The 19,607-nt window shown below is 39.6% G+C and carries 14 protein-coding genes; 7 read left to right on the forward strand and 7 right to left on the reverse strand.

What is annotated here, in order from left to right:
• Positions 1–552: 552 nt before the first annotated feature.
• The 5 genes from AC5JMK_RS23520 to AC5JMK_RS23540 all read left to right on the forward strand — a co-directional run bounded on the left by AC5JMK_RS23520 (position 553) and on the right by AC5JMK_RS23540 (position 6,690).
• Positions 553–2,535, forward strand: a complete 1,983-nt coding sequence (locus AC5JMK_RS23520; RefSeq protein ID WP_096676392.1) for an ATP-binding cassette domain-containing protein — start codon at positions 553–555, stop codon at positions 2,533–2,535.
• 453 nt (positions 2,536–2,988) lie between these two features.
• Entirely contained in the window at positions 2,989–3,651 is a 663-nt protein-coding gene (locus AC5JMK_RS23525) for a methyltransferase domain-containing protein (protein WP_495911151.1), read from the forward strand.
• Positions 3,652–3,685: 34 nt separating this feature from the next.
• On the forward strand, positions 3,686–4,792 hold the full coding sequence (locus AC5JMK_RS23530) for an ABC transporter permease (protein ID WP_495911152.1): 1,107 nt from the start codon (positions 3,686–3,688) through the stop codon (positions 4,790–4,792).
• A 108-nt stretch (positions 4,793–4,900) separates the two neighbouring features.
• Complete coding sequence (locus AC5JMK_RS23535; protein ID WP_495911153.1) at positions 4,901–5,452, forward strand: Uma2 family endonuclease; 552 nt, start codon at positions 4,901–4,903, stop codon at positions 5,450–5,452.
• 116 nt (positions 5,453–5,568) lie between these two features.
• Complete coding sequence (locus AC5JMK_RS23540; RefSeq protein WP_495911154.1) at positions 5,569–6,690, forward strand: ABC transporter permease; 1,122 nt, start codon at positions 5,569–5,571, stop codon at positions 6,688–6,690.
• Positions 6,691–7,177: 487 nt separating this feature from the next.
• Here the strand turns inward: AC5JMK_RS23540 and tsf are convergent, their stop codons facing one another.
• The 3 genes from tsf to AC5JMK_RS23555 form a co-directional block, all read right to left on the reverse strand.
• Positions 7,178–7,837 carry a translation elongation factor Ts gene (gene tsf / locus AC5JMK_RS23545; RefSeq protein ID WP_495911155.1) on the reverse strand — a complete coding sequence of 220 codons (660 nt, stop codon included), beginning with the start codon at positions 7,835–7,837 and terminating at the stop codon, positions 7,178–7,180.
• 87 nt (positions 7,838–7,924) lie between these two features.
• Positions 7,925–8,719: a 30S ribosomal protein S2 gene (gene rpsB / locus AC5JMK_RS23550; RefSeq protein WP_096676398.1), complete on the reverse strand. Its 795-nt coding sequence runs from the start codon at positions 8,717–8,719 to the stop codon at positions 7,925–7,927.
• A gap of 496 nt (positions 8,720–9,215) precedes the next feature.
• Positions 9,216–10,175: a glycosyltransferase family 2 protein gene (locus AC5JMK_RS23555; protein WP_096676399.1), complete on the reverse strand. Its 960-nt coding sequence runs from the start codon at positions 10,173–10,175 to the stop codon at positions 9,216–9,218.
• Between the two features lie 399 nt (positions 10,176–10,574).
• On the opposite strand from AC5JMK_RS23555, the gene AC5JMK_RS23560 reads away from it, so the two are divergent.
• The gene (locus AC5JMK_RS23560) at positions 10,575–13,196 is read left to right on the forward strand and encodes a polynucleotide kinase-phosphatase (RefSeq protein ID WP_495911156.1); all 2,622 of its coding nucleotides are present in this window, start codon (positions 10,575–10,577) and stop codon (positions 13,194–13,196) included.
• 104 nt (positions 13,197–13,300) lie between these two features.
• On the opposite strand, the gene AC5JMK_RS23565 is transcribed toward AC5JMK_RS23560, so the two are convergent.
• Positions 13,301–14,491, reverse strand: coding sequence for a protein kinase domain-containing protein (locus AC5JMK_RS23565; RefSeq protein ID WP_495911157.1), 1,191 nt, complete (start codon positions 14,489–14,491; stop codon positions 13,301–13,303).
• A 291-nt stretch (positions 14,492–14,782) separates the two neighbouring features.
• On the opposite strand from AC5JMK_RS23565, the gene AC5JMK_RS23570 reads away from it, so the two are divergent.
• Positions 14,783–16,573, forward strand: a complete 1,791-nt coding sequence (locus AC5JMK_RS23570) for a serine/threonine-protein kinase (protein WP_096676402.1) — start codon at positions 14,783–14,785, stop codon at positions 16,571–16,573.
• A gap of 132 nt (positions 16,574–16,705) precedes the next feature.
• Here the strand turns inward: AC5JMK_RS23570 and AC5JMK_RS23575 are convergent, their stop codons facing one another.
• The 3 genes from AC5JMK_RS23575 to AC5JMK_RS23585 all read right to left on the reverse strand — a co-directional run bounded on the left by AC5JMK_RS23575 (position 16,706) and on the right by AC5JMK_RS23585 (position 19,193).
• Entirely contained in the window at positions 16,706–17,443 is a 738-nt protein-coding gene (locus AC5JMK_RS23575) for a hypothetical protein (RefSeq protein WP_096676403.1), read from the reverse strand.
• Positions 17,444–18,019: 576 nt separating this feature from the next.
• Positions 18,020–18,511, reverse strand: coding sequence for an orange carotenoid protein N-terminal domain-containing protein (locus tag AC5JMK_RS23580; RefSeq protein ID WP_096679022.1), 492 nt, complete (start codon positions 18,509–18,511; stop codon positions 18,020–18,022).
• 205 nt (positions 18,512–18,716) lie between these two features.
• Positions 18,717–19,193, reverse strand: coding sequence for a DUF6335 family protein (locus AC5JMK_RS23585; protein ID WP_096676404.1), 477 nt, complete (start codon positions 19,191–19,193; stop codon positions 18,717–18,719).
• Positions 19,194–19,607: the final 414 nt, after the last annotated feature.

Genomic DNA, 19,607 nt, shown 5'->3' on the forward strand with positions numbered 1-19,607 from the left:
AACTAGCTTTTGTAATTCGTGAACTAGCTTTTGTAATTCGCAAACTAGCTTTTGTGATTCGTAAACTAGCTTTTGTGATTCGTAAACTAGCTTTTGTAATTCGTAAACTAGCTTTTGCGACTCCCGTCTAATGGGAATTAAGTCTCCAAACCCTTGTAATTTCGTCGATAATCACGAAATAAGAATTTTGAACTATCCTTGAAACCCTGATCTGATATGTTGCACCAACCCCATATCCCGTCTCAGAATTAATTCTGATGCTAATAGCATAAATCCGTTAAAACGGACTTGAACACCGTCCTAGTCAGATAAATCTGACTTTCGCTATCAGCCTTTGAAATTTATTTCTTGGCGAAACAAAAAGTTGGTACAAGATATGAATTATTAGACCTCTTGCAAAAATATTTTTACCCCACCCTAACCCTAAGCGTGAACGGGGAGGGAACTAAATCTTCCCCCCGTGAACGGGGGGATTGAGGGGGGTTCATTCGACTTTTGCAAGAGGTCTATTAATCCAAAATTCAAAATCTAAAATCTAAAATCTAAAATCGGATGACAAAACAAGCCGTCACAAACACAAGTAATATATACTACTCTAAAGATAGTGAATCTACTAGAGCAATCATTGTCCGTGATTTGCATAAGCACTATGGTCAACTTGCGGCGGTGCGAGGAATTGATTTCACTGTCTACAAAGGTGAAATGTTTGGGTTAATTGGCCCTGATGGTGCGGGGAAGACAACCACCTTTCATATTTTGGGGGGTGTGATGGAAGCAACAGCCGGAGAAGTGCAGATATTCGGTCAACCTGCACGAGATGCACGTTTGAATATTGGGTATCTGACACAACAGTTTTCGCTATATCTTGACTTGAGTATTGATGAAAATTTGCGCTACACAGCAGGTTTACGACAAGTACCAGATGATTTATTGGGGGAACGTCGCCAAAAATATCTACAATTGATGAGCTTGGAAAAATTTGGCGATCGCTTGGTGGGACAACTTTCTGGAGGGATGAAACAAAAGCTGGCGTTGTGTTGTGCGCTAGTTTCCCAACCAAAAGTTTTGTTACTTGACGAACCGACAACGGGTGTAGATCCAGTATCCCGACGGGAATTTTGGGATGTCCTAGCCGAGTTATCAGCAGAAGGAATGACAATTATTGTCGCCACACCTTACCTAGATGAAGCCGAACGTTGCGATCGCGTCGCCTTAATGTATAGTGGGCAAATTCACGAAATTGGCACACCTGCTCAATTACGCGCCAACTTAGGTTTACATCGCTTAGAAGTCCGCACATCAAATTTAGAAATCGCCGAGCAAGTCTTATCGAACAATGCACCTGCAAATATTGTAGATGTACAGACATTTGGCGATCGCTTAGATGTCCTCGTCCAAGATGCAACAGTCGGAGAAACCCAAGTCAGGGAATTATTGCAACAACAGCAATTATCTTCTCCCGAAATAGAACAAAATGAACCTACCCTAGAAAACGTCTTTGTTACCCGTCTGCGTCAACAAGGTTCTGCACCAGAATTTTTTGCTTTTCCACGCTCCCGTAAAAGAGGACACGGGAGCAATCTTTCCTCCTTCTCTCCCCTCTCTCCCCCCTCTCTAGCAATTTCCGCCCACAATCTCAGCCGTGTCTTTGGTAAATTTCAAGCAGTCAAAAACGTCAATGTAGAAGTGCGTTATGGCGAAATCTTTGGGCTTTTGGGTGCGAATGGTGCGGGGAAAACTACAACCATCAAAATGTTGTGCGGTTTACTAGAAGCTAGTGGGGGTGAAATTTCTCTGGGTGGCGAAACAGGTAATTTGCGGAGTCCTCAATTGCGGCGACGCATTGGTTATATGAGTCAGAAATTCACTCTTTATGATGACCTGACAATTCTAGAAAATCTAGAGTTTTACAGTGGCGTTTATGGCGTTCCTCGCAAATTGCGCCGAGAAAAAATAGATTGGGTAATTGCTACTTGTGGGTTAAAGGGACAGGAAAAAATGCTGACTGGACAGTTACCTGGTGGTTGGAAGCAACGGGTTGCTTTTGGTGCGTCGGTGATGCATGAACCTGATATTTTATTTTTGGATGAGCCGACATCTGGAGTAGATCCGCTTGCACGTCGTCAGTTTTGGAAACTGATTAACGACTTTGCTCGCAATGGTACGGCTATATTAGTTACAACCCATTATTTAGAAGAAGCTGAACAATGTAACCGCATGAGTTTTATGGTAGCGGGTGAAACTGTGGCGGAAGGTTCTCCGAGTTCAATCAAAGATTCTCAACCTGGACAATTAATAGAAATTGTTGCAAATAATAATCAAGCTACCTCCAAGTTATTGAAACAACATTTAGATTCTTGGCGGGTTTCTATCTTTGCTAATGGCTTGCATATAGTTCTAGATCACCCTGACGTAGAACTACCCGAAATCCGTCAACTTCTCCACTCTGCCAACTTGAGTATAGAATCCCTCCGTCCGATTCCTTTCTCATTAGAAGATGCATTTATTGGGATTGTGCAACGAGCGCAGATTTAGTGCAATCTATTAACATCTGGTGAAAAATAATGTAGAAACGCGAAATTTCGCATCTCTACTAACCGTATTGTTCTTTAGCCCAATATCCCGCCTTCAAAGAAATTTGAGGCTAATAGCAAAAACCCACTCAAAGTGGGTTGAAGGGGTTATTCATTTAGTCTACTTTTAGTAGACTTTGACTATGAGCCGCGCAAATAATATTAATCGCTCACGTTCAGTTAATGCATTCTTAACTTGCAGTTATTAATCACATACTAGCGTTGTTAATATAAGATTTATATATAGGACTCATATTTGATTTTTGTTGGCATAGCCTGCGCTCTGCGCTTAAAAAAACTCAGCACACTTTTTGTTAAGAGTTAAGAGTTAAGAGTTAAGAGTCTTCACGAGTAAGTTCATAAATCAAACCAGATTCCTATATATTACTCACTTTTAGTCTCTCGGTAAATAATAATGCTGTTAATTGTGCAATCGAAGAAATTCCTCAAGACAGTCCTCCCAAAACCCCTAATTTACAAGATTCAGGATTTACTATATAAAATTTCAGTGAGTCGGATACAGGGATTTAGTTTACGTCTCAATACCCCTGATCGCTATGTACTAGAAGAGATTATCATCCCTTATTTTATTGCCCACAAAGAATTTCATAAAATTCTCTTTGTTGGTTGTGATTGGTTCACTAAACCTTACAATGGCTACTTTAAGAACAAAGAATACTGGACTATAGAAATTGATGAATCTAGGAAAAAATATGGTTCAAAAAGACATATTGTTGATTCGTTTTTGAATCTAAGCAATCATTTTACTAATGATTACTTTGATGTGATAGTTTATAACGGAGTTTTTGGATGGGGTATTAATAATAGGGAAGACACAGAAACTTCTTTTCAACAATGTTTTCAATGTTTGCGACCAGGAGGGCTTTTAGTATTCGGATGGAACAATATTCCTCAAGCAAAGCCTTTTCCTGTAATCGAAGAATGTCAAAGTTTACAACAGTTTGAACCTTACGTTTTCAGTCCGCTATCTACTGTACAATATTCAGTACCGGATCAATCAGACGAACAGAAATTTGGCCATGTATTTAACTTTTACATAAAGCCTTTGCCTGATTGAGTAGGTCTGTTGCAAATATTTTTTGCGATTTATAATGAAAAGAATTATCGCTCAATGTATTAAAGAATTAGTTCAATTTCGTCGCGATCGCCTGACTTTAGCGTTAGCATTTTTACTACCATTCCTCACGCTGTTGATTTTTGGGTTTGCAATTCGCTTGGAAAGTAAGGATATTCCCTTAGTTGTTCAGGATTTTGACCATACCAATCTCAGTCGCAGTTATATTGAACGGTTGTATGCTACTAATCAGTTTATACCCCACAAATGGTCTGGTACAGATCCGGTACAGGATGCAATTGATCGGGGTATCGCTAAAGCAGCTGTCATTATTCCTCCCGAATTTAGCCGAGATATTCAAGGTAGTAAAAATACAGAAATACAAGTATTAATCGATGCTACTGATGTCAATAATGCCCGTGTCATCAAAAATAGCATTGAACAAGTAACCAATTTTTTCATGCGCGATCAAGGATTGCTACCCGCGACTAGTAGCATTACTCCCAACATACGTCTGTGGTTTAATCCTGGTCGATTGGAATCATTGTATATTGTGCCAGGAACTTATGCAGTTGTATTGTGGATTTTTCCTTCTTTGTTAAGTGCGATCGCTATGGTGCGAGAAAAGGAAAAAGGTACAATCTTGCAAGTCTATGCTTCGAGTATTAGCGCCACTGAATTACTACTTGGTAAAGGACTAGCATATCTGTTAATTGCCATCACTGAAGCATTAATCGCGATGATACTTGGTTCGGTTGTTTTTAAAGTTGGCTTAGTTGGCGATCCTACAACTTTAATAATTGGCTCTATTGTATTTATTGCCGATAGTGTATTGTTTGGTTTGTTATTAGGAGTGCGTAGTAGTAATCAAAATGCAGCTGTCCAAGGTGTTTCTTTAATTGGATTTATTACTGCTTTATTACTCTCTGGTTTTATCTATCCACTCAACAATATTCCTTTTCCACTTTCTTTAGTTCCTAATGTTGTTCCCGCTCGTTATTACATTGATATCACTCGTGATGCTTTTGTACGCGGAACAGGATGGGCTGGTGTCTGGTTTGATTTAGTTATGCTGACTATATTAGGATTAATCTTTTTTAACGTCGCTCGTCGATTTTTAAGTCGAATGCAATTATCTGATTAATATCGAAATATAGGAATTTGAACAGGGAACTCTTAACAGGGAAAAAAATAAAATATTAATTCTACACAACATAAAAATAAACAGAATTATTGAGAGGTATCAATTGTTATGACTATGGTTACTGCTAAGTGGACAATTGACGAATATCACCGCATGATAGCTGCTGGAATTTTGAGCGATCGCAAAGTTGAATTGTTGAAGGGAGAAATAGTAGAAATGTCACCAGACGGGGAACCCCATGCTTATTGTAGTCATGAAGCGGGCGAGTATTTATCCGAGTTATTAGGCAAGTGTGCCACAATACGTCAAACCAAGCCTATCACCTTACCCAACGAATCGGAACCAGAACCAGATATTGCCATTGTCCAACGCTTGGGGCGTGAATATCGAGAACATCATCCCTATCCAGAAAATATTTTCTGGCTAATTGAGTATGCTAACTCCAGTTTAGAGAAAGATTTAGAAACAAAAAGCAAAATCTATGCAGAAGTTGGAATCCCAGAATATTGGGTTGTCAACCTCAAAAAGCTGCACTTGGTAGTATTTCGAGATCCGATAGATGGAGAGTACGCCACAAAATTTACATTGACTGCTGGAAAAATTCAACCCCTTGCATTCCCAGAGATTTCTGTTGCAGTAGAGCAGATTCTTAATGGCTAGCTAATGAAGTTTGTAGTAAGCAATGCGCTTGCTTAAATTGTAACTGAATCGCCCAAGACAAATCTATCAGCCACTAGAAAATTTTTATCTAAAATAATTCCATCCTTGATGTTGATATGAAATTTATTCTTCGATTATTTGAAACTCCCTTTTGGTCATTAGTACGTAAAGAATTTTGGCAAATCCTGCGTAATAAACAGTTAATTGTATTGTTAATTGTGCCACCCACAGTGCAATTATTAATTTACGGTACAGCGCTTAATCCTGATGTTCATAATTTACGGTTGGGTGTGATTGATTATGCAAATGTGGAAGCAAGTCGAGAATTAGTCACAGCTATGACTTCCAATGGTGTTTTTATCTTAGAATCAGTTCCCAGCAGTGAAAAAGAATTAGGTCGTCAAGTAGAAAAAGGAAAACTAGACGTTGGGGTAATTATTCCACCAGAATTCGCGCGTCAGCTAGCAAATAAATCAGCCAAAATTCAAGTTTTTATTGATGGAGTAAATGCTAATACAGCAGGAATTGCGAGCGGTTATATTAATCAAATTATTCAACAATACAATCGCCGATTAGCAAATGCTCAAGTGAGTCCAGTTGTGTCACCTCAAGTAGTGTTTCTCTACAATCCTGGATTAACAAGTAGCTGGTTTTTTGTCCCCGGAGTTATGGGTTTAGTGTTGACATTAATCGGGACATTGGTATCAGCAGCAACAGTAATTAGAGAGAAAGATACAGGAACTTTAGAACAATTGTTGATGACACCTGCGGGAAACTGGGAGATTTTACTCGCAAAAATCGTACCTTTAGTGTTTTTGATGATGGCAGATGTTGTACTAGCTTTAACTTTAGGATTGGTAGTTTTTCATTTACCATTTCGTGGTAATATTTTGCTGTTTTTTGCCTTATCGGCTGTGTATGTATTTGTAGGAATTAGCTTGGGAATGATGTTAGCAACCATCACGCGATCGCAACAGCAAGTGTTACTCACATCCTTTTTTATCAATATGCCATTAGTACAAACTTCCGGTGCGATCGCTCCCATCGAAGCAATGCCACCTTTTTTCCAATACTTATCTTTCCTCAACCCTTTACGTCATTACATCACCATTGTTCGAGGAATTTTACTCAAAGGAGTAGGTTTTGATGTCCTTTGGATGAATGTTTTAGCATTAGTTGGTTTTGCTGTGGTGTTGATGACAATTAGTGTAAAGAGATTTCGCAGTCAGTTAAGTTAAGTAGTACTGGTCAAGTTTAAATTGATGGATAACAAAGTTCGTAGTCAGGACTTAAGTCCTTATTTTTTAAGCACGCACATTGCTTAGTAAATTACAACAAAAAACAGGTCAACTTAAGTATAGTTAACCTGTCGTGACGTACTCCACACACTCCCCTTTCAGGGTGAGTGCGGGCTACGAGCGCGACTCTTCTATGAAGACATTAACTGAGCTTTGAGGGCGTGCGTCCCACGCGCCTTTTTCTGTTTGGAAGTTTTTGTTTTTAATAGGCTGCATTTCTGCATTTAATTGGATTACACCTATTGATTCAATTGTACCATTTGGTTATTGAAAACGGAAATATTTTGGTAAAAACTCAACTATCACTTTTATTTGTTTATGCGATGCATAAACAAATAAAAGTGATAGTTGAGTTTTTACCTCGCAATTCATCTCATCACTTCCGATCAAGCGGTAAGCGAGAGGCTTCTTGCTGCTTGAGCTAAAATTACTTGTTACCTGTCTGAGCAGCTACTTCATCTGCAAAGCTGGTTTCTTGCTTTTCAATACCTTCACCCAGAACAAAGCGAACGAAACGACGCACTTGGATATTTTCACCAATTTGAGCGATCGCTTGTTTAACTAGTTCTTCTACTGTGATGCTTTGATCACGGATGTAAGGCTGATCCATCAAAGTCAATTCTTTCAGGCGCTTATCAATGCGTCCCTGAACGATTTTTTCTTTAACATTATCAGGCTTGTTGGAAATGTCATCGCGTCCCATCTCAATATCTTTTTCCTTTTGGACGATATCAGCTGGGATGTCTGACACTTTCACATACTCTACGTTTGGACAAGCCGCAATTTGCATGGCGACGTTCCGCACGAGGGTTTGAAACTCTTCGCGGCGAGCAACAAAGTCAGTCTCACAGTTTATTTCTACAAGTACACCGACTCTACCACCAGTGTGGATATAGCTGCCTACGAGTCCTTCCGCCGCCACCCGATCAGCTTTGGCTCCGGCTTTAGCAATACCCTTTTTCCGCAGCCATTCTTCGGCTTTGACTAAATCACCATCGTTTTCTTTTAGCGCCTTTTTGCAGTCCATCATGCCAGCGCCCGTTTTTTGGCGTAGCTCCTGGACGAGTTTTGCAGATATTTCCGCCATTTTGCCTCAATTCCTACTTAGACTGACATTTCAGTGAACAGTTATCAGTTATCAACTAGTAACTGTTCCCTGTTCCCTGTTAACTGATTATTCTTGCTCTTCTTCGTCAGGAACGAACGAGTCAGAAAAATCGCTTTCTTCGTAATCGTATTCTTCCTCGGCACCTTCGTAGTCTTCGTATTCCTCTTCTGCATCCAGCTGACCGTGACGACCTTCATAAATCGCGTCCGCCAATTTACCGACAATCAGTTTAATTGAGCGGATGGCATCATCATTGGCTGGGATGGGAATATCTACTACATCTGGGTCACAGTTTGTGTCCAACATAGACACAATGGGAATTCCAAGCTTAATACATTCTTGAACTGCGTTATATTCCCGGCGTTGGTCTACAATTACCACAACATCGGGGACTTTCCGCATAATTTTAATGCCGCCCAGGTATTTTTGAAGCTTTGACAACTCACGACGTAGCATTGAGGCTTCTTTTTTTGGCAATAAATCAAGAGCGCCGCTTTCTTCCCGACGTTCCAAATCTTTGAGACGGTCTACCCGCGTTTTGATCGTCGCCCAGTTAGTGAGCATCCCGCCCAACCAGCGCTGGTTAATGTAGTGAGCGCCACAACGGGAAGCTTCTTGAGCAATAATACCTGCTGCTTGTCGCTTAGTGCCAACAAAAAGGAACTTTTTGCCTTGTTCGGCTTGCGATCGCATATAAGTATATGCATCTTCCATCAACTGGGCTGTTTGCACCAAGTCAATGATGTGTACTCCGTTGCGGGCAGTATAGATGTATGGAGACATTTTTGGGTTCCATCTGCGGGTCTGATGACCAAAATGAACCCCCGACTCCATCATCTGAGCCAAAGAAACTACTGGCATATTTTTACTCCTATTCGGGTTAAACCTCCATCCAGGTGGATTCCCTTATTGGAAACACCCGAAAGCCTGGATGTGCGGAATTTTAAAGAACCATAATAGGGTAGCATATTTTGGAATTGGGGAAAGGGAGACTTATCAGTTATCAAATTAAACTGGTCACTGTTAACTAGACCTCTTGCAAAAGTCGAATGAACCCCCCTCATTCCCCCCGTGAACGGGGGGAAGATTTAGTTCCCTCCCCGTAAACCTGCGGTGTACACAGAAGTCTTATAAAGTTGCCTAGTAGCGTTTTGATCCCCCCTAACCCCCCTTAAAAAAGGGGGAACTAGAATCAAAGTCCCCCTTTTTAAGGGGGATTTAGGGGGATCAGAGGATTTATGTGTACACCGCAGCCCCGTAAACGCTTAGGGTTAGGGTGGGGTAAAAATATTTTTGCAAGAGGTCTACTGTTAACTGTTAACAGTTAACAGTGACCAGTTAATTGATTCATGCCCAATCACCTTACTTCTCCATAGGCTTCATACACACCCTTGACGTTATACCAATTGAGGAAAATTCGAGCAATTTCTAAAGCCAATTGGGGCTTACCTCTATTAATCAGCCATTGCAAAAATGGAGCCATTGTTCGCTCATTCAAAGCACCATTTAATGAAAGAATTCCCCACAGTAAGCGATGTAACCAAGTCATTTGAATCATCATTCGCACTTCCCAAGTTGGGTGTTTTTGATAAAACAAAACTCCCATTCTTCCGCGCTGAATTTCTTTGTCAATCAAGCTCTTAATTTGATCTAAGTTAAAGGGCGGATGCCAATGGTAGCCTACTGCCTGTGGACATTTAATCAGTGTTAAACCCAGTTTTTTCAGCCTTATGCCTAATTCTAAATCTTCCCAACCATAAAGCTGAAAACTCGTATCAAATAATCCTGCTTTCTCTAACCAGTGCTTCGGAATAGCAACATTACCTGTAGCAAAAAAAGCGGCAGAAAAATCTGTTATTTTGTATGGTTCAGAGGTGGGGTGGTCAAAATTGCAAGTATTAATGACTGCACCATAGGTAAAAGCGCGATCGCTTCCCAATTTTGAGTGTCCCTGCACTAGTGCGTCAGCATGAGCTTGTAGAAAATTTTCTGTCACCACTAAATCGCTATCTATAAAGATAATAGTGTCTCCCTGTGCGTTCTCTACACCTAAATTCCTTGCTACAGCAGGGCCTTGATGGTTTTGCTGAAAGGTTCGCACATGGGGAAACTCACTTTTGTGTGTCTCCAACCATTCCAATGTGCCATCAGTAGAACCATCATCCACCAAGATAATTTCGTAACCAGCGATTGAACTAGATGCACTCAATTGCTGTATTTCTAATGCTCTGAGGCACTTTGACAAAATTGGCTGGCGATTGTATGTCGGAATCACAACGCTAAAAAACACAGTATCACTCACCACACTACTACCCATCTTTTAAGATAGGACAACTCACGCACAAACACTGTTCCTTCTTTGTTTTGGACAGATTTTTCAAGCAATTTATCGAACTAACGTCAAAATAAAGCATTTAACTGCATAAATTGGTTTGCTTACACCCATATCAAAGTTGGAAGAGTATTTCCAAGACAATTTGTCTTGGAAATGATTGTGGGGGTGTAGGGATGTAGAAGGAGTCATCTTTTCATAGGCTGGTTGTGTGATTGATCACATGGAGGTCTAGCTTGGAAATAAAGAGTTCAGTAGCGCCTACGGGATTAGGAGAAAAAGGGAAGGAAGAGTGGAGGTCAACAAGGTAAAAGAAAACCATCAACCACTGTAAGAGTCTTAGTTTTGGCTCTCGTACTAACTATTAGTAACCAACCACTAATTATGAAACTAACTATTCCCGAACTTTCTTTAGTTGTTCTTATCGGTGCTTCTGGCGCTGGAAAATCAACTTTTGCACGTAGACTTTTTCAACCTTTTGAGATTTTATCCTCAGATTTCTTCCGGGGATTGGTATCAGATGATGAGAGTAATCAATTTGCTACCAGAGATGCTTTTGATGTACTACAACTGATCACTGCTAAACGGCTCACAGCAGGAAAACTGACCGTTATTGACGCGACCAATATCCAGCCAGAAGACCGGAAAATTTTTGTGCAATTAGCACGAAAATATCATTTTTTTCCAGTAGCGATCGCTCTCAACCTACCTGAAGATATTTGTCACCAACGTAACCAACAACGCTCAAACTGTCAGTTTGCTTCCCATGTGGTGCGGCGTCACACCCAATTTTTACGGCGTTCTCTACGTGGATTGGAAAGAGAAGGTTTTCGCTACGTATATATTCTTAATTCCACAGTAGAAATTGAGTCCGTAGAAATTGAACGTCAGCCTCTGTGGAATAACCGCAAATACGAACACGGCCCTTTTGACATCATCGGTGATATTCATGGTTGCTGTGATGAACTAGAAGCTTTATTGGAAAAATTAGGTTACGTCAAAGGGGGAGTTGGGGGACAAGGGAGACACGAAGACATGGGAAATATTATTACTCCCCCCACTCCCCCCACTGTATGGAACGCTCCTACCTACTATCATCCCCAAGGACGCAAAGCTGTTTTTTTGGGTGATTTGATAGATCGGGGGCCACGTATTCTCGATACGGTTAAATTAGTACGAAATATGGTGGTGGCAGGTACAGCTATCTGTGTTCCTGGTAATCATGAAAACAAGCTTTTGCGGAAATTACGGTGTAAAACTGTCAAGGTTAATCATGGTCTAGAGAAAACTTTGGCTGAAATAGAAGCTTTGCCAGCAGAATGGCGTGAACACTATACCAAAGAATTGAAAGCATTTTTAAATACTTTAGCGACTCATTACGTCCTTGATGATGGTCGGCTAGTGGTTGCTCACGCTGGGATGAAGCAGGAATATCAGGGACGAGGCTCGGCTCAAATCCGGGAATTTGCTTTATATGGTGAAACAACAGGAGAAATAGACGAGTTTGGCTCGCCCATCCGTTACAATTGGGCAACAGAGTACAAGGGTAAAGCAATGGTCGTTTATGGACACACACCCGTACTCTCAGCAGAATGGCTGAATAATACTATTAATATTGACACAGGTTGTGTTTTTGGAGGCAAACTTACAGCTCTGCGCTATCCAGAAAAAGAATTAGTAAGTGTTTCTGCTGCTCGTGCTTATACCCAACCAAAACCTATTGATGGCGTTGTGACACAAGCAACAACAGCCCAACAACAGGATGATGTGCTACATATTGATGATGTATTGGATAAGCGAATTATTCATACCCGCTTACTACCTAATATTAAAATTCGAGAAGAAAATGCGATCGCAGCTCTAGAGGTGATCAGCCGTTTTGCAGCCAATCCCAAATGGCTAATTTATCTACCACCTACCATATCTCCAGTGGGAACATCCCCATTTTTGGGATACTTGGAACACCCCGAACAAGCCTTTGCTTACTATCGTAACCAAGGAATTTCGCAACTCATATGCGAAGAAAAACATATGGGTTCACCAGCAGTAGTAATTGTTTGTCGGGATGAAACAGCAGCGAAAAAGCGCTTTGGTGTAGTAAATGAGGGTATTGGTATCTGCTATACCCGTACAGGTAAAAAATTTTTTGAAGACCCGACTCTAGAAACAGAATTATTGGTACGCTTAAATACCTGCCTTACTGTTAGTGACTTTTGGGAAAAATTTCAGACTGACTGGGTATGCTTAGAGTGTGAACTAATGCCTTGGTCAGCTAAAGCTCAAAGACAATTACGAGAACAATATGCGCCTGTTGGCGTTGCATCACGCCTGGCTCTTGGTGATGCTGTCACCTTACTGGAGAAGGCTGAACGACGTGGTGTAGATGTGACTCTACAATTAACTAACTATCAACAAAAAGCTGAGATGGCTGAAAAATACGTCACAGCTTACCGTCGCTACTGCTGGCCTGCTAATCAGATTTCTGACTATAGACTCGCACCCTTTCACATCTTGGCAACAGAAACAGCTGTCCACACCGACAAAGACCATCAATGGCACATGCAAGAGGTAGCAAATATTGCTCTGCATGACCCCGGCTTACTATCACTAACAACATATAAAGTAATAGATTTAACAAACCCAAGCAGTGAAGCAGCAGGAGTAACTTGGTGGGAAGAACTGACAGCAATGGGTGGTGAAGGCGTGGTTATTAAACCAATGCAATTTATTATCAAAAACAATCAGGGAATTATTCAACCTGCGGTGAAATGTCGCGGACAAGAGTATTTACGAACTGTTTATGGCTTGGAGTGTTCTACACCTGAAAACATGAAACGTTTGCGTCAACGGGGATTATCACTCAAGCGTTCTTTAGCAAAGCGAGAGTTTGCTTTGGGTGTAGAAGCATTAGAACGTTTCGTGACTCACGCACCTCTACGTCGTGTCCATGAATGTGTCGTTGGAATTTTGGCTCTAAAAAATGAACCTGTAGATCCGAGGTTGTAGGGGATTGGGGGAAGGGAAACTACGCACTCTTGTGAGTGTTCTGCGTTGTAGCAGATGGCATGGACAAAGAGAATTTTTGCTAACTAACCAATCAGCTACTAGCATCATATATCAGGAGAATTGTTATTATCAAGATATTTAGCTCGTAATTCTTCTAATTCTTCGTCGATTTTGCTGTTAGGAGCAGGTTGATTTGCTGATGGTTGGGGCGATCGCGTTGTTTTGTTATTTGCAGATTTATGAGAACCGAGAAATGTAGTTCTCATTTCTTCTAATTCTTTTTCAATAGGATTATGACTATGAGTAAGAGTAGAAGTGGGTGTTGCTGGAGGTGAAGTCACAATTGGCTTTGCAGGTAAGCTAATACTGGTAGCAACAGACGATTTTTTATTTAAGTCTTTGAGGACTTCATCTGTAGTTTGGTAACGCTGGGCGGGAATGGTTTGGAGCATTTTGTTTAAAATACCGCTTAATTCCTCGCTGACGGGATTTTTAACGTAGTGTTGCCAAACCCAAGTAGCGTTATTAATATCGTATAAATCGAAAGGCGATCGCTCGGTTAATAACCGTACAGAAGTTGCACCCAAGCTGTAGATATCACTGGCAAATATGGCTTGTCCTCGCATTTGCTCTGGTGCAACATATTCTGGACTACCAATGCTTGTACCAGTACGATTAAGGGCTGTGTGAGTAACAATCTTAGAAGCACCAAAATCTACGAGAAATAAATCCCTCTTATGTTGATTTTCCTCGCCTTCCAAGGGAAATCTACGACGAATAATATTTTCAGGCTTAATATCTCGATGAATAACCTGCCTAGCATGACAAAATTGTAAGACTGACAATAAATTATTCAGCAGTTGCCGAATCTGCATTTCGTTAAAAGCCCCTTTTGCAGCCAATTCTTCTCCCAGATTTTGCCCATCGATAAATTCTTGCACAAGATATTGCCTGTCATCTTGGGTAAAATACGCCAGCAGTTCTGGAATTTGTGGATGTTTCCCTAATTCATCCAGTCGCATTGCTTCCTGATTAAATAACTCCACTGCTTTTTGTACAGTACTAGTACCTTGCGCTTGGGGATAAAATTGCTTAATCACACAACGCGGTTTAGAAGGTTTATCCTCATCCACTGCAAGAAAAGTTCTACCAAAACCACCTTGTCCTATAGGTTTAATGGCACGGTAGCGTTCCTTAAGAAGCAACTTAGCACCGCAAGTTTGGCAAAACTTCCCATTATTCTTATTTTGGGGTTGGGGACAGCTGGGGTGAAGACAATAGCTTAAATAGCTCATATTGACGACGGGGGGACACCTGTCTCTATTTTGCCCTGCTCAGGAGAAAACGGAAAAGAACAAGGCCTGAAGGCTAAAAATTTTGCCGTGATCAAAAATACTGACAATGTATAATGCTTATATTGTTTTTTCAGACGTAGTGTACTATTTATAATTTGTTAACTACGTAAAATATACTAGAAAAAGTGTGATAAAAAAACAACACTTTTGACTATCTACCGAGCAAGAATTCCGGAAACAGGGAGCATTCACCGAAAACCTAAATATAAATAGTGACTTAATAAGCAGCTCATGGCCTACCACATGATCGGTCAAGTACTACAAGGACAGTATCAAATTGTCCAAAGTTTGGGTGCTGGTGTGTTTGGACAAACATACGTTGCAATTGACGTTGAACAGCCACATCAACCTAAATGTGTGATTAAGCAATTAAAGGTTTCTAGCTCCCAACCTGCGTATTTACAATCGTTGAGGTTGCACTTTCTCACTGAGACCGAAACGTTGAAGCATTTGGGACATCATGATCAAATTCCTCAATTGATTGCTTGTTTTGAAGAAAACGAACGTTTTTATTTGGTACAAGAGTTTATTGAAGGACATGCACTAACAGCAGAATTGCCAATTAATCAACGTTCGGATTATTTATGGGCTGAATACGAAATTATTCAATTTTTAAAAGATGTATTAGAAATTCTAAAATTTGTTCACTCGCAAGGGGTAATTCACTGCGACGTTAAGCCCGAAAATTTAGTTCGACGTGCCAGTGATGGTAAATTAGTCCTCATTGATTTTGGTTCTATTCAACCAATAAATTTTGGTGCAGATACAGTATTGCCAATCTATAGAGTTCCTGTTACTTCATTAGGTTATATTCCCCCAGAACAATTTATCGATCAAACACAGCCGAATAGTGACATTTATGCTTTGGGTATGATTGCGATCCAGGCTTTAACGGGTTTGTCCCCATTGCAATTAAAAATAGATCCTCATAGCAATGAATTTCTTTGGCGTTCTTATCATACTCCTATTAGCGATTATCTCGCTGCAATTCTCAGCCAAATGATCCGTTATAACTACAAAGATCGTTTTCAGTCAGTACCTGAAATATTGCGGGCGCTGGAGCAAATGTCTATGGAATATTACCCAGTACAGACAATAGATTTGCAGTATGCTACATCAATAAATTCAAATTCTTCTAGTGAGCAAAAAAATAATGTTGTTCGAGAAGATGTATCTACGAAATCACCTCCTTTGCTGACAGGAATGAGAGTAGGACTGTTGGCTAATTCTTTAGTGATGGGATTTGGAGTCTATTCTTTAATGAATTCTCCAGCCTATTCTGGAACAGAAACTTTATATAAAGCAACAGAAGAATTTCAAGATGGAGATTTGGAAGAAGCGATCGCTCTGGCGAAATCTATTCCGTTAAAGAGTAATGTTTATCCAGAAGCACAAAGTACAATTGAAGAATGGCAAAGGCAATGGCAACTTGCTACTGAACAATATTTATTAGCTAAACAAGCATTAGAACAAGAACAATGGTCAGAAGTTATACACGCTGCTTCTCAAATACCTGATATTTTATATTGGCAGTCAAAAACAGATCCAATTGTTAAGCAAGCTCAAGCCAAAATCGAAACACAAACAAACAATTTATTATCAAGAGCTTATGAAAAAGCTGGTAATAAAGATTTTAGTACTGCTTTAGAATATCTTCAGCAAATTCCTCAAGAAAATTCTGTTAATCATTTAGTTCAACAAAAATTAACAGAATATCAACAGAAGCAGCACATTAGAGCAATTTTTCTGTTACAACAAGCCTATAATAAAGCGGAAATAGGTGAGTTTAACACAGCTGTAAATTTCCTCCAACAAGTTCCGAAAAATTCTTCTGTATATGCAACTGCTCAAGCTAAATTAGAAGAATATGTCCAAAAGCAACGTTTGCAAGGCAAAAATCAAAAAGTAGCTCCACCTAAAGTTGTTGCTACATTATCAAAAGAAACATCAACCAGTAAATCTTTTGAGCCAGGTTCCTTAATGCAAGAAGTGAACATTACACCAAACACAACATCTTTATAACAAATTGGTAACTAATTTTTGTCTTGATTAATCTTATTTATAAGTAGCCAAGATGAATAAAAAACCTCACCCCCTTCCTCTCTCCTTGGTAAAAAGAGGGGTGTCTGATAGGACGGGGTGAGGTTATATATTTTATATTGAATTGGGTAAACGTAAATTCAAAGCGATCGCATCTAAATAAGGTTCAAAAACTGCCAGATTTTCTAATTTATCAAACTTACCTGTTTGGGAAGCTGGATCAAAAGCAGTAGCAATCACATAAAGTGCTTTGCCATCAAAAGTAACATAACCTACATGTTGTTCTTGCACTCCACCTTGACGCTTTAGCCCAACAAAGCCATATCGAACTCCAGGAAGTTTACCAATTTGTACTTTTTGAGACGGATAGCTGGAAAAATTAATGCGATCGCCGTAACTACCTTGACGATCTTTCTCCAATCCAGCGTAATGTTCATTTACCCAAGTATTCAGTGCTGACGATAGTTGAGTCTGATATTGAGGATTTTGAGAGTCTATTTTTTTACTAGGATCAATACCAGCTTGAGCCAAAAACTTTTGAAAATTTGGCTGTTTTTCTAGTGGTAAAATTAACATCTCTACCGTACCAATACGCTGGCCATTTGCAGAGATACATAATAGAGATGTATTACCATCACAAGGTAAAACTTGCCAACCTTTAGGACTAGCAGTTTTCTCCACAAATTTTTTCCAAACATTATTTCCATTAGGACTAGCAGTAGTAGCGCGAGAAACTTGTACCACTTTCGCAGAATCACTCTTTTGAGAAGAGTTAGAACCAGTAACCTTTAATCCTAGTGGTACAAAAACCAACAAAGCTGCACCGATTATTAGATGATAAAGTCGTAGCATTTTAACACAAGGAGTATATCAAGAGTTACAAAATCAAAGTAACAACAAAAGATTGAGATTGGTAATGGAAAAACAAAAGAAATGCTAATGACTACCAAAGAGTGGAATATACAGTTATTAAACCAATATCTTGTACCTAGCCCTAGCGATGTTCGTAATCGCACGCCAGGTACTACAACTGTTGGAAGCCCCAAAAGCGCATTTGGTTATACAAATTTAAGTCTACCGAAGCAGACTAACGAAAAATCAAAGCTTTTAAAATCACGTAGGTGATCTTCCCTTCAGGAAGCCACTACGCATAGTGTGTGTGTAGCTGCGACTTCTAGTCGCTTGGTGCAAGATATCAATAAACACACACAATATAAGAAAATTTGTTAACCATGACTGTAGCCATAACTACAAATTTTCAGTTGTGAGAAAGTCAAATCCCCGACTTCTTCAGTGAAGTCGGGGATCTTATTGTTGAGATTGTTTACGAATGATTGATGCATCGTAGGGACGTACGAATGTACGCTCCTAACGATATTTGTATCATCAAAAAAGTGAAATGGTATTAACTCGAAACTTTCAAAGATTTTAAACTTCAGCACCTGGTTTTGGTTCAGCACCCATAGGTGAGACATAATCACGGAAAATATTTATTTGCTGACCAAAATCTAATTCTTTAATTTTATTCAAAAGTTTCTTAGCTTCAGAAGAAAGCTGATAGTTAGGAGGCATAGGAACGATAGTAGCATTTTCCATTCCTTGCGCTAAACGATACCAAAATAGCAACTTAGTAGTATCGCTCATTGAACCGTATTCACGAGTATATCTATTATCTGCTTTGTTGATTAAATCCCGTTGTAACTGTAGTTGTTCTTCGTGGGATAATTCCTTGACTTGATTGAACAAACCTTCAGCAATATTAGGTGAAACAGTGCTAGCATTGGGAGCAGCAGGAGTAATAGAATCACCCATTTCTGTATAAATGAACCAAAATAAAGCAAGCTGTTCATCTACAGGTAAATTTTGAAAAGCTTGGACACATTCGCGAATAGTTGGATCGTTGGTTTGAGTATATGTCATGATAACTCCAATTGCCATTAATTAAGATACCAATCGTAAACTTAACAAATCTTTATTGAGTATTTAACCCTACTGAAGACAGATGTGTCTCAATCAAATTGAATAATATTTCAAAGGAGTAATTGGTAATTGGTAATTGGTAATTGATAATAAAAAAAGACAAGGTGGTAATTTTTCTTCCTTGTCTCCCTTGTCCCTTATTCCCTTATTCCCTGCGCTCTTTATAATCTTCACTAGACTTGGGATCTAACTCCCAACGTCTGTCGTCACGCTGTTCTAACATATCGTTTGTGCGGAGAAACGCGAAATCATTCATCTCCATTCCGACAGCAGCACCAATTTCATCAACAATATCTTGATCTGGAGTAGGGGCGGTACCACCTGGTGTCTCATCTCCAACTTCCGCTTCTTGTTTCCAATCTGCATCTATATCTCCCCCTGTAATTGTGGGGCTACTTTGTCTATTGTCCCGGATTTGATCGCGCAGTTTGCGATCGCCTATGTTATAGCCTGGTTCATCCTTAACACCAGTACCATAAGACTCTGTAATTTCCTTCGGTAAGTCAGAAATTTGTGAAGGTAAATTCTCCTGTTGAGCTTGTTTATCTGGATCTACTTGGTTTAGTTGAGCATCTAAATCTTCTTGAGCTTGATAATTTTGTTGAATGTTTGGATCTACCATAAATACTAGCTATTTGTTGCATCCTCACAATAACGCTTTATTTTCTATAGGTTCTCTTCCAAGCGATGTATACCTCTAGAAATAAAATCATTTCAACCTTTAGAGCGAAGAGCAGTTAGGGATTTGTGAATACTCTTAAGAAGTGAATCCACGCTATAGCCACTTCAGAAAAGTTATGAGTTATGAATGTTATTAATATTCATATATTTATAGCTCATAACTATTTTTTCAAGCTAAATCATAAGTAGGAATGTAAAAAACCGTTTTATCAATCTATTTCCTAAGACAGACTCAAATTGATGCGAAAATGCTTCCTGTGATTGAAGACATCTATAAATGAAAACATAAAATTGATTCTCATGGTCAAGTTATTAATACAGAGTTAGGATTTTTACTTACTGAATTTTACAAAAA

The organism is Pelatocladus sp. (assembly GCF_059505505.1).

Excerpts from the sequence above, each read along its gene's own strand:
- AC5JMK_RS23520 (WP_096676392.1), top strand. The coding sequence starts at position 553 with ATGACAAAACAAGCCGTCACAAACACAAGTAATATATACTACTCTAAA.
- AC5JMK_RS23525 (WP_495911151.1), top strand. The coding sequence starts at position 2,989 with ATGCTGTTAATTGTGCAATCGAAGAAATTCCTCAAGACAGTCCTCCCA.
- AC5JMK_RS23530 (WP_495911152.1), top strand. The coding sequence starts at position 3,686 with ATGAAAAGAATTATCGCTCAATGTATTAAAGAATTAGTTCAATTTCGT.
- AC5JMK_RS23535 (WP_495911153.1), top strand. The coding sequence starts at position 4,901 with ATGACTATGGTTACTGCTAAGTGGACAATTGACGAATATCACCGCATG.
- AC5JMK_RS23540 (WP_495911154.1), top strand. The coding sequence starts at position 5,569 with ATGAAATTTATTCTTCGATTATTTGAAACTCCCTTTTGGTCATTAGTA.
- tsf (WP_495911155.1), bottom strand. The coding sequence starts at position 7,837 with ATGGCGGAAATATCTGCAAAACTCGTCCAGGAGCTACGCCAAAAAACG.
- rpsB (WP_096676398.1), bottom strand. The coding sequence starts at position 8,719 with ATGCCAGTAGTTTCTTTGGCTCAGATGATGGAGTCGGGGGTTCATTTT.
- AC5JMK_RS23555 (WP_096676399.1), bottom strand. The coding sequence starts at position 10,175 with ATGGGTAGTAGTGTGGTGAGTGATACTGTGTTTTTTAGCGTTGTGATT.
- AC5JMK_RS23560 (WP_495911156.1), top strand. The coding sequence starts at position 10,575 with ATGAAACTAACTATTCCCGAACTTTCTTTAGTTGTTCTTATCGGTGCT.
- AC5JMK_RS23565 (WP_495911157.1), bottom strand. The coding sequence starts at position 14,491 with ATGAGCTATTTAAGCTATTGTCTTCACCCCAGCTGTCCCCAACCCCAA.
- AC5JMK_RS23570 (WP_096676402.1), top strand. The coding sequence starts at position 14,783 with ATGGCCTACCACATGATCGGTCAAGTACTACAAGGACAGTATCAAATT.
- AC5JMK_RS23575 (WP_096676403.1), bottom strand. The coding sequence starts at position 17,443 with ATGCTACGACTTTATCATCTAATAATCGGTGCAGCTTTGTTGGTTTTT.
- AC5JMK_RS23580 (WP_096679022.1), bottom strand. The coding sequence starts at position 18,511 with ATGACATATACTCAAACCAACGATCCAACTATTCGCGAATGTGTCCAA.
- AC5JMK_RS23585 (WP_096676404.1), bottom strand. The coding sequence starts at position 19,193 with ATGGTAGATCCAAACATTCAACAAAATTATCAAGCTCAAGAAGATTTA.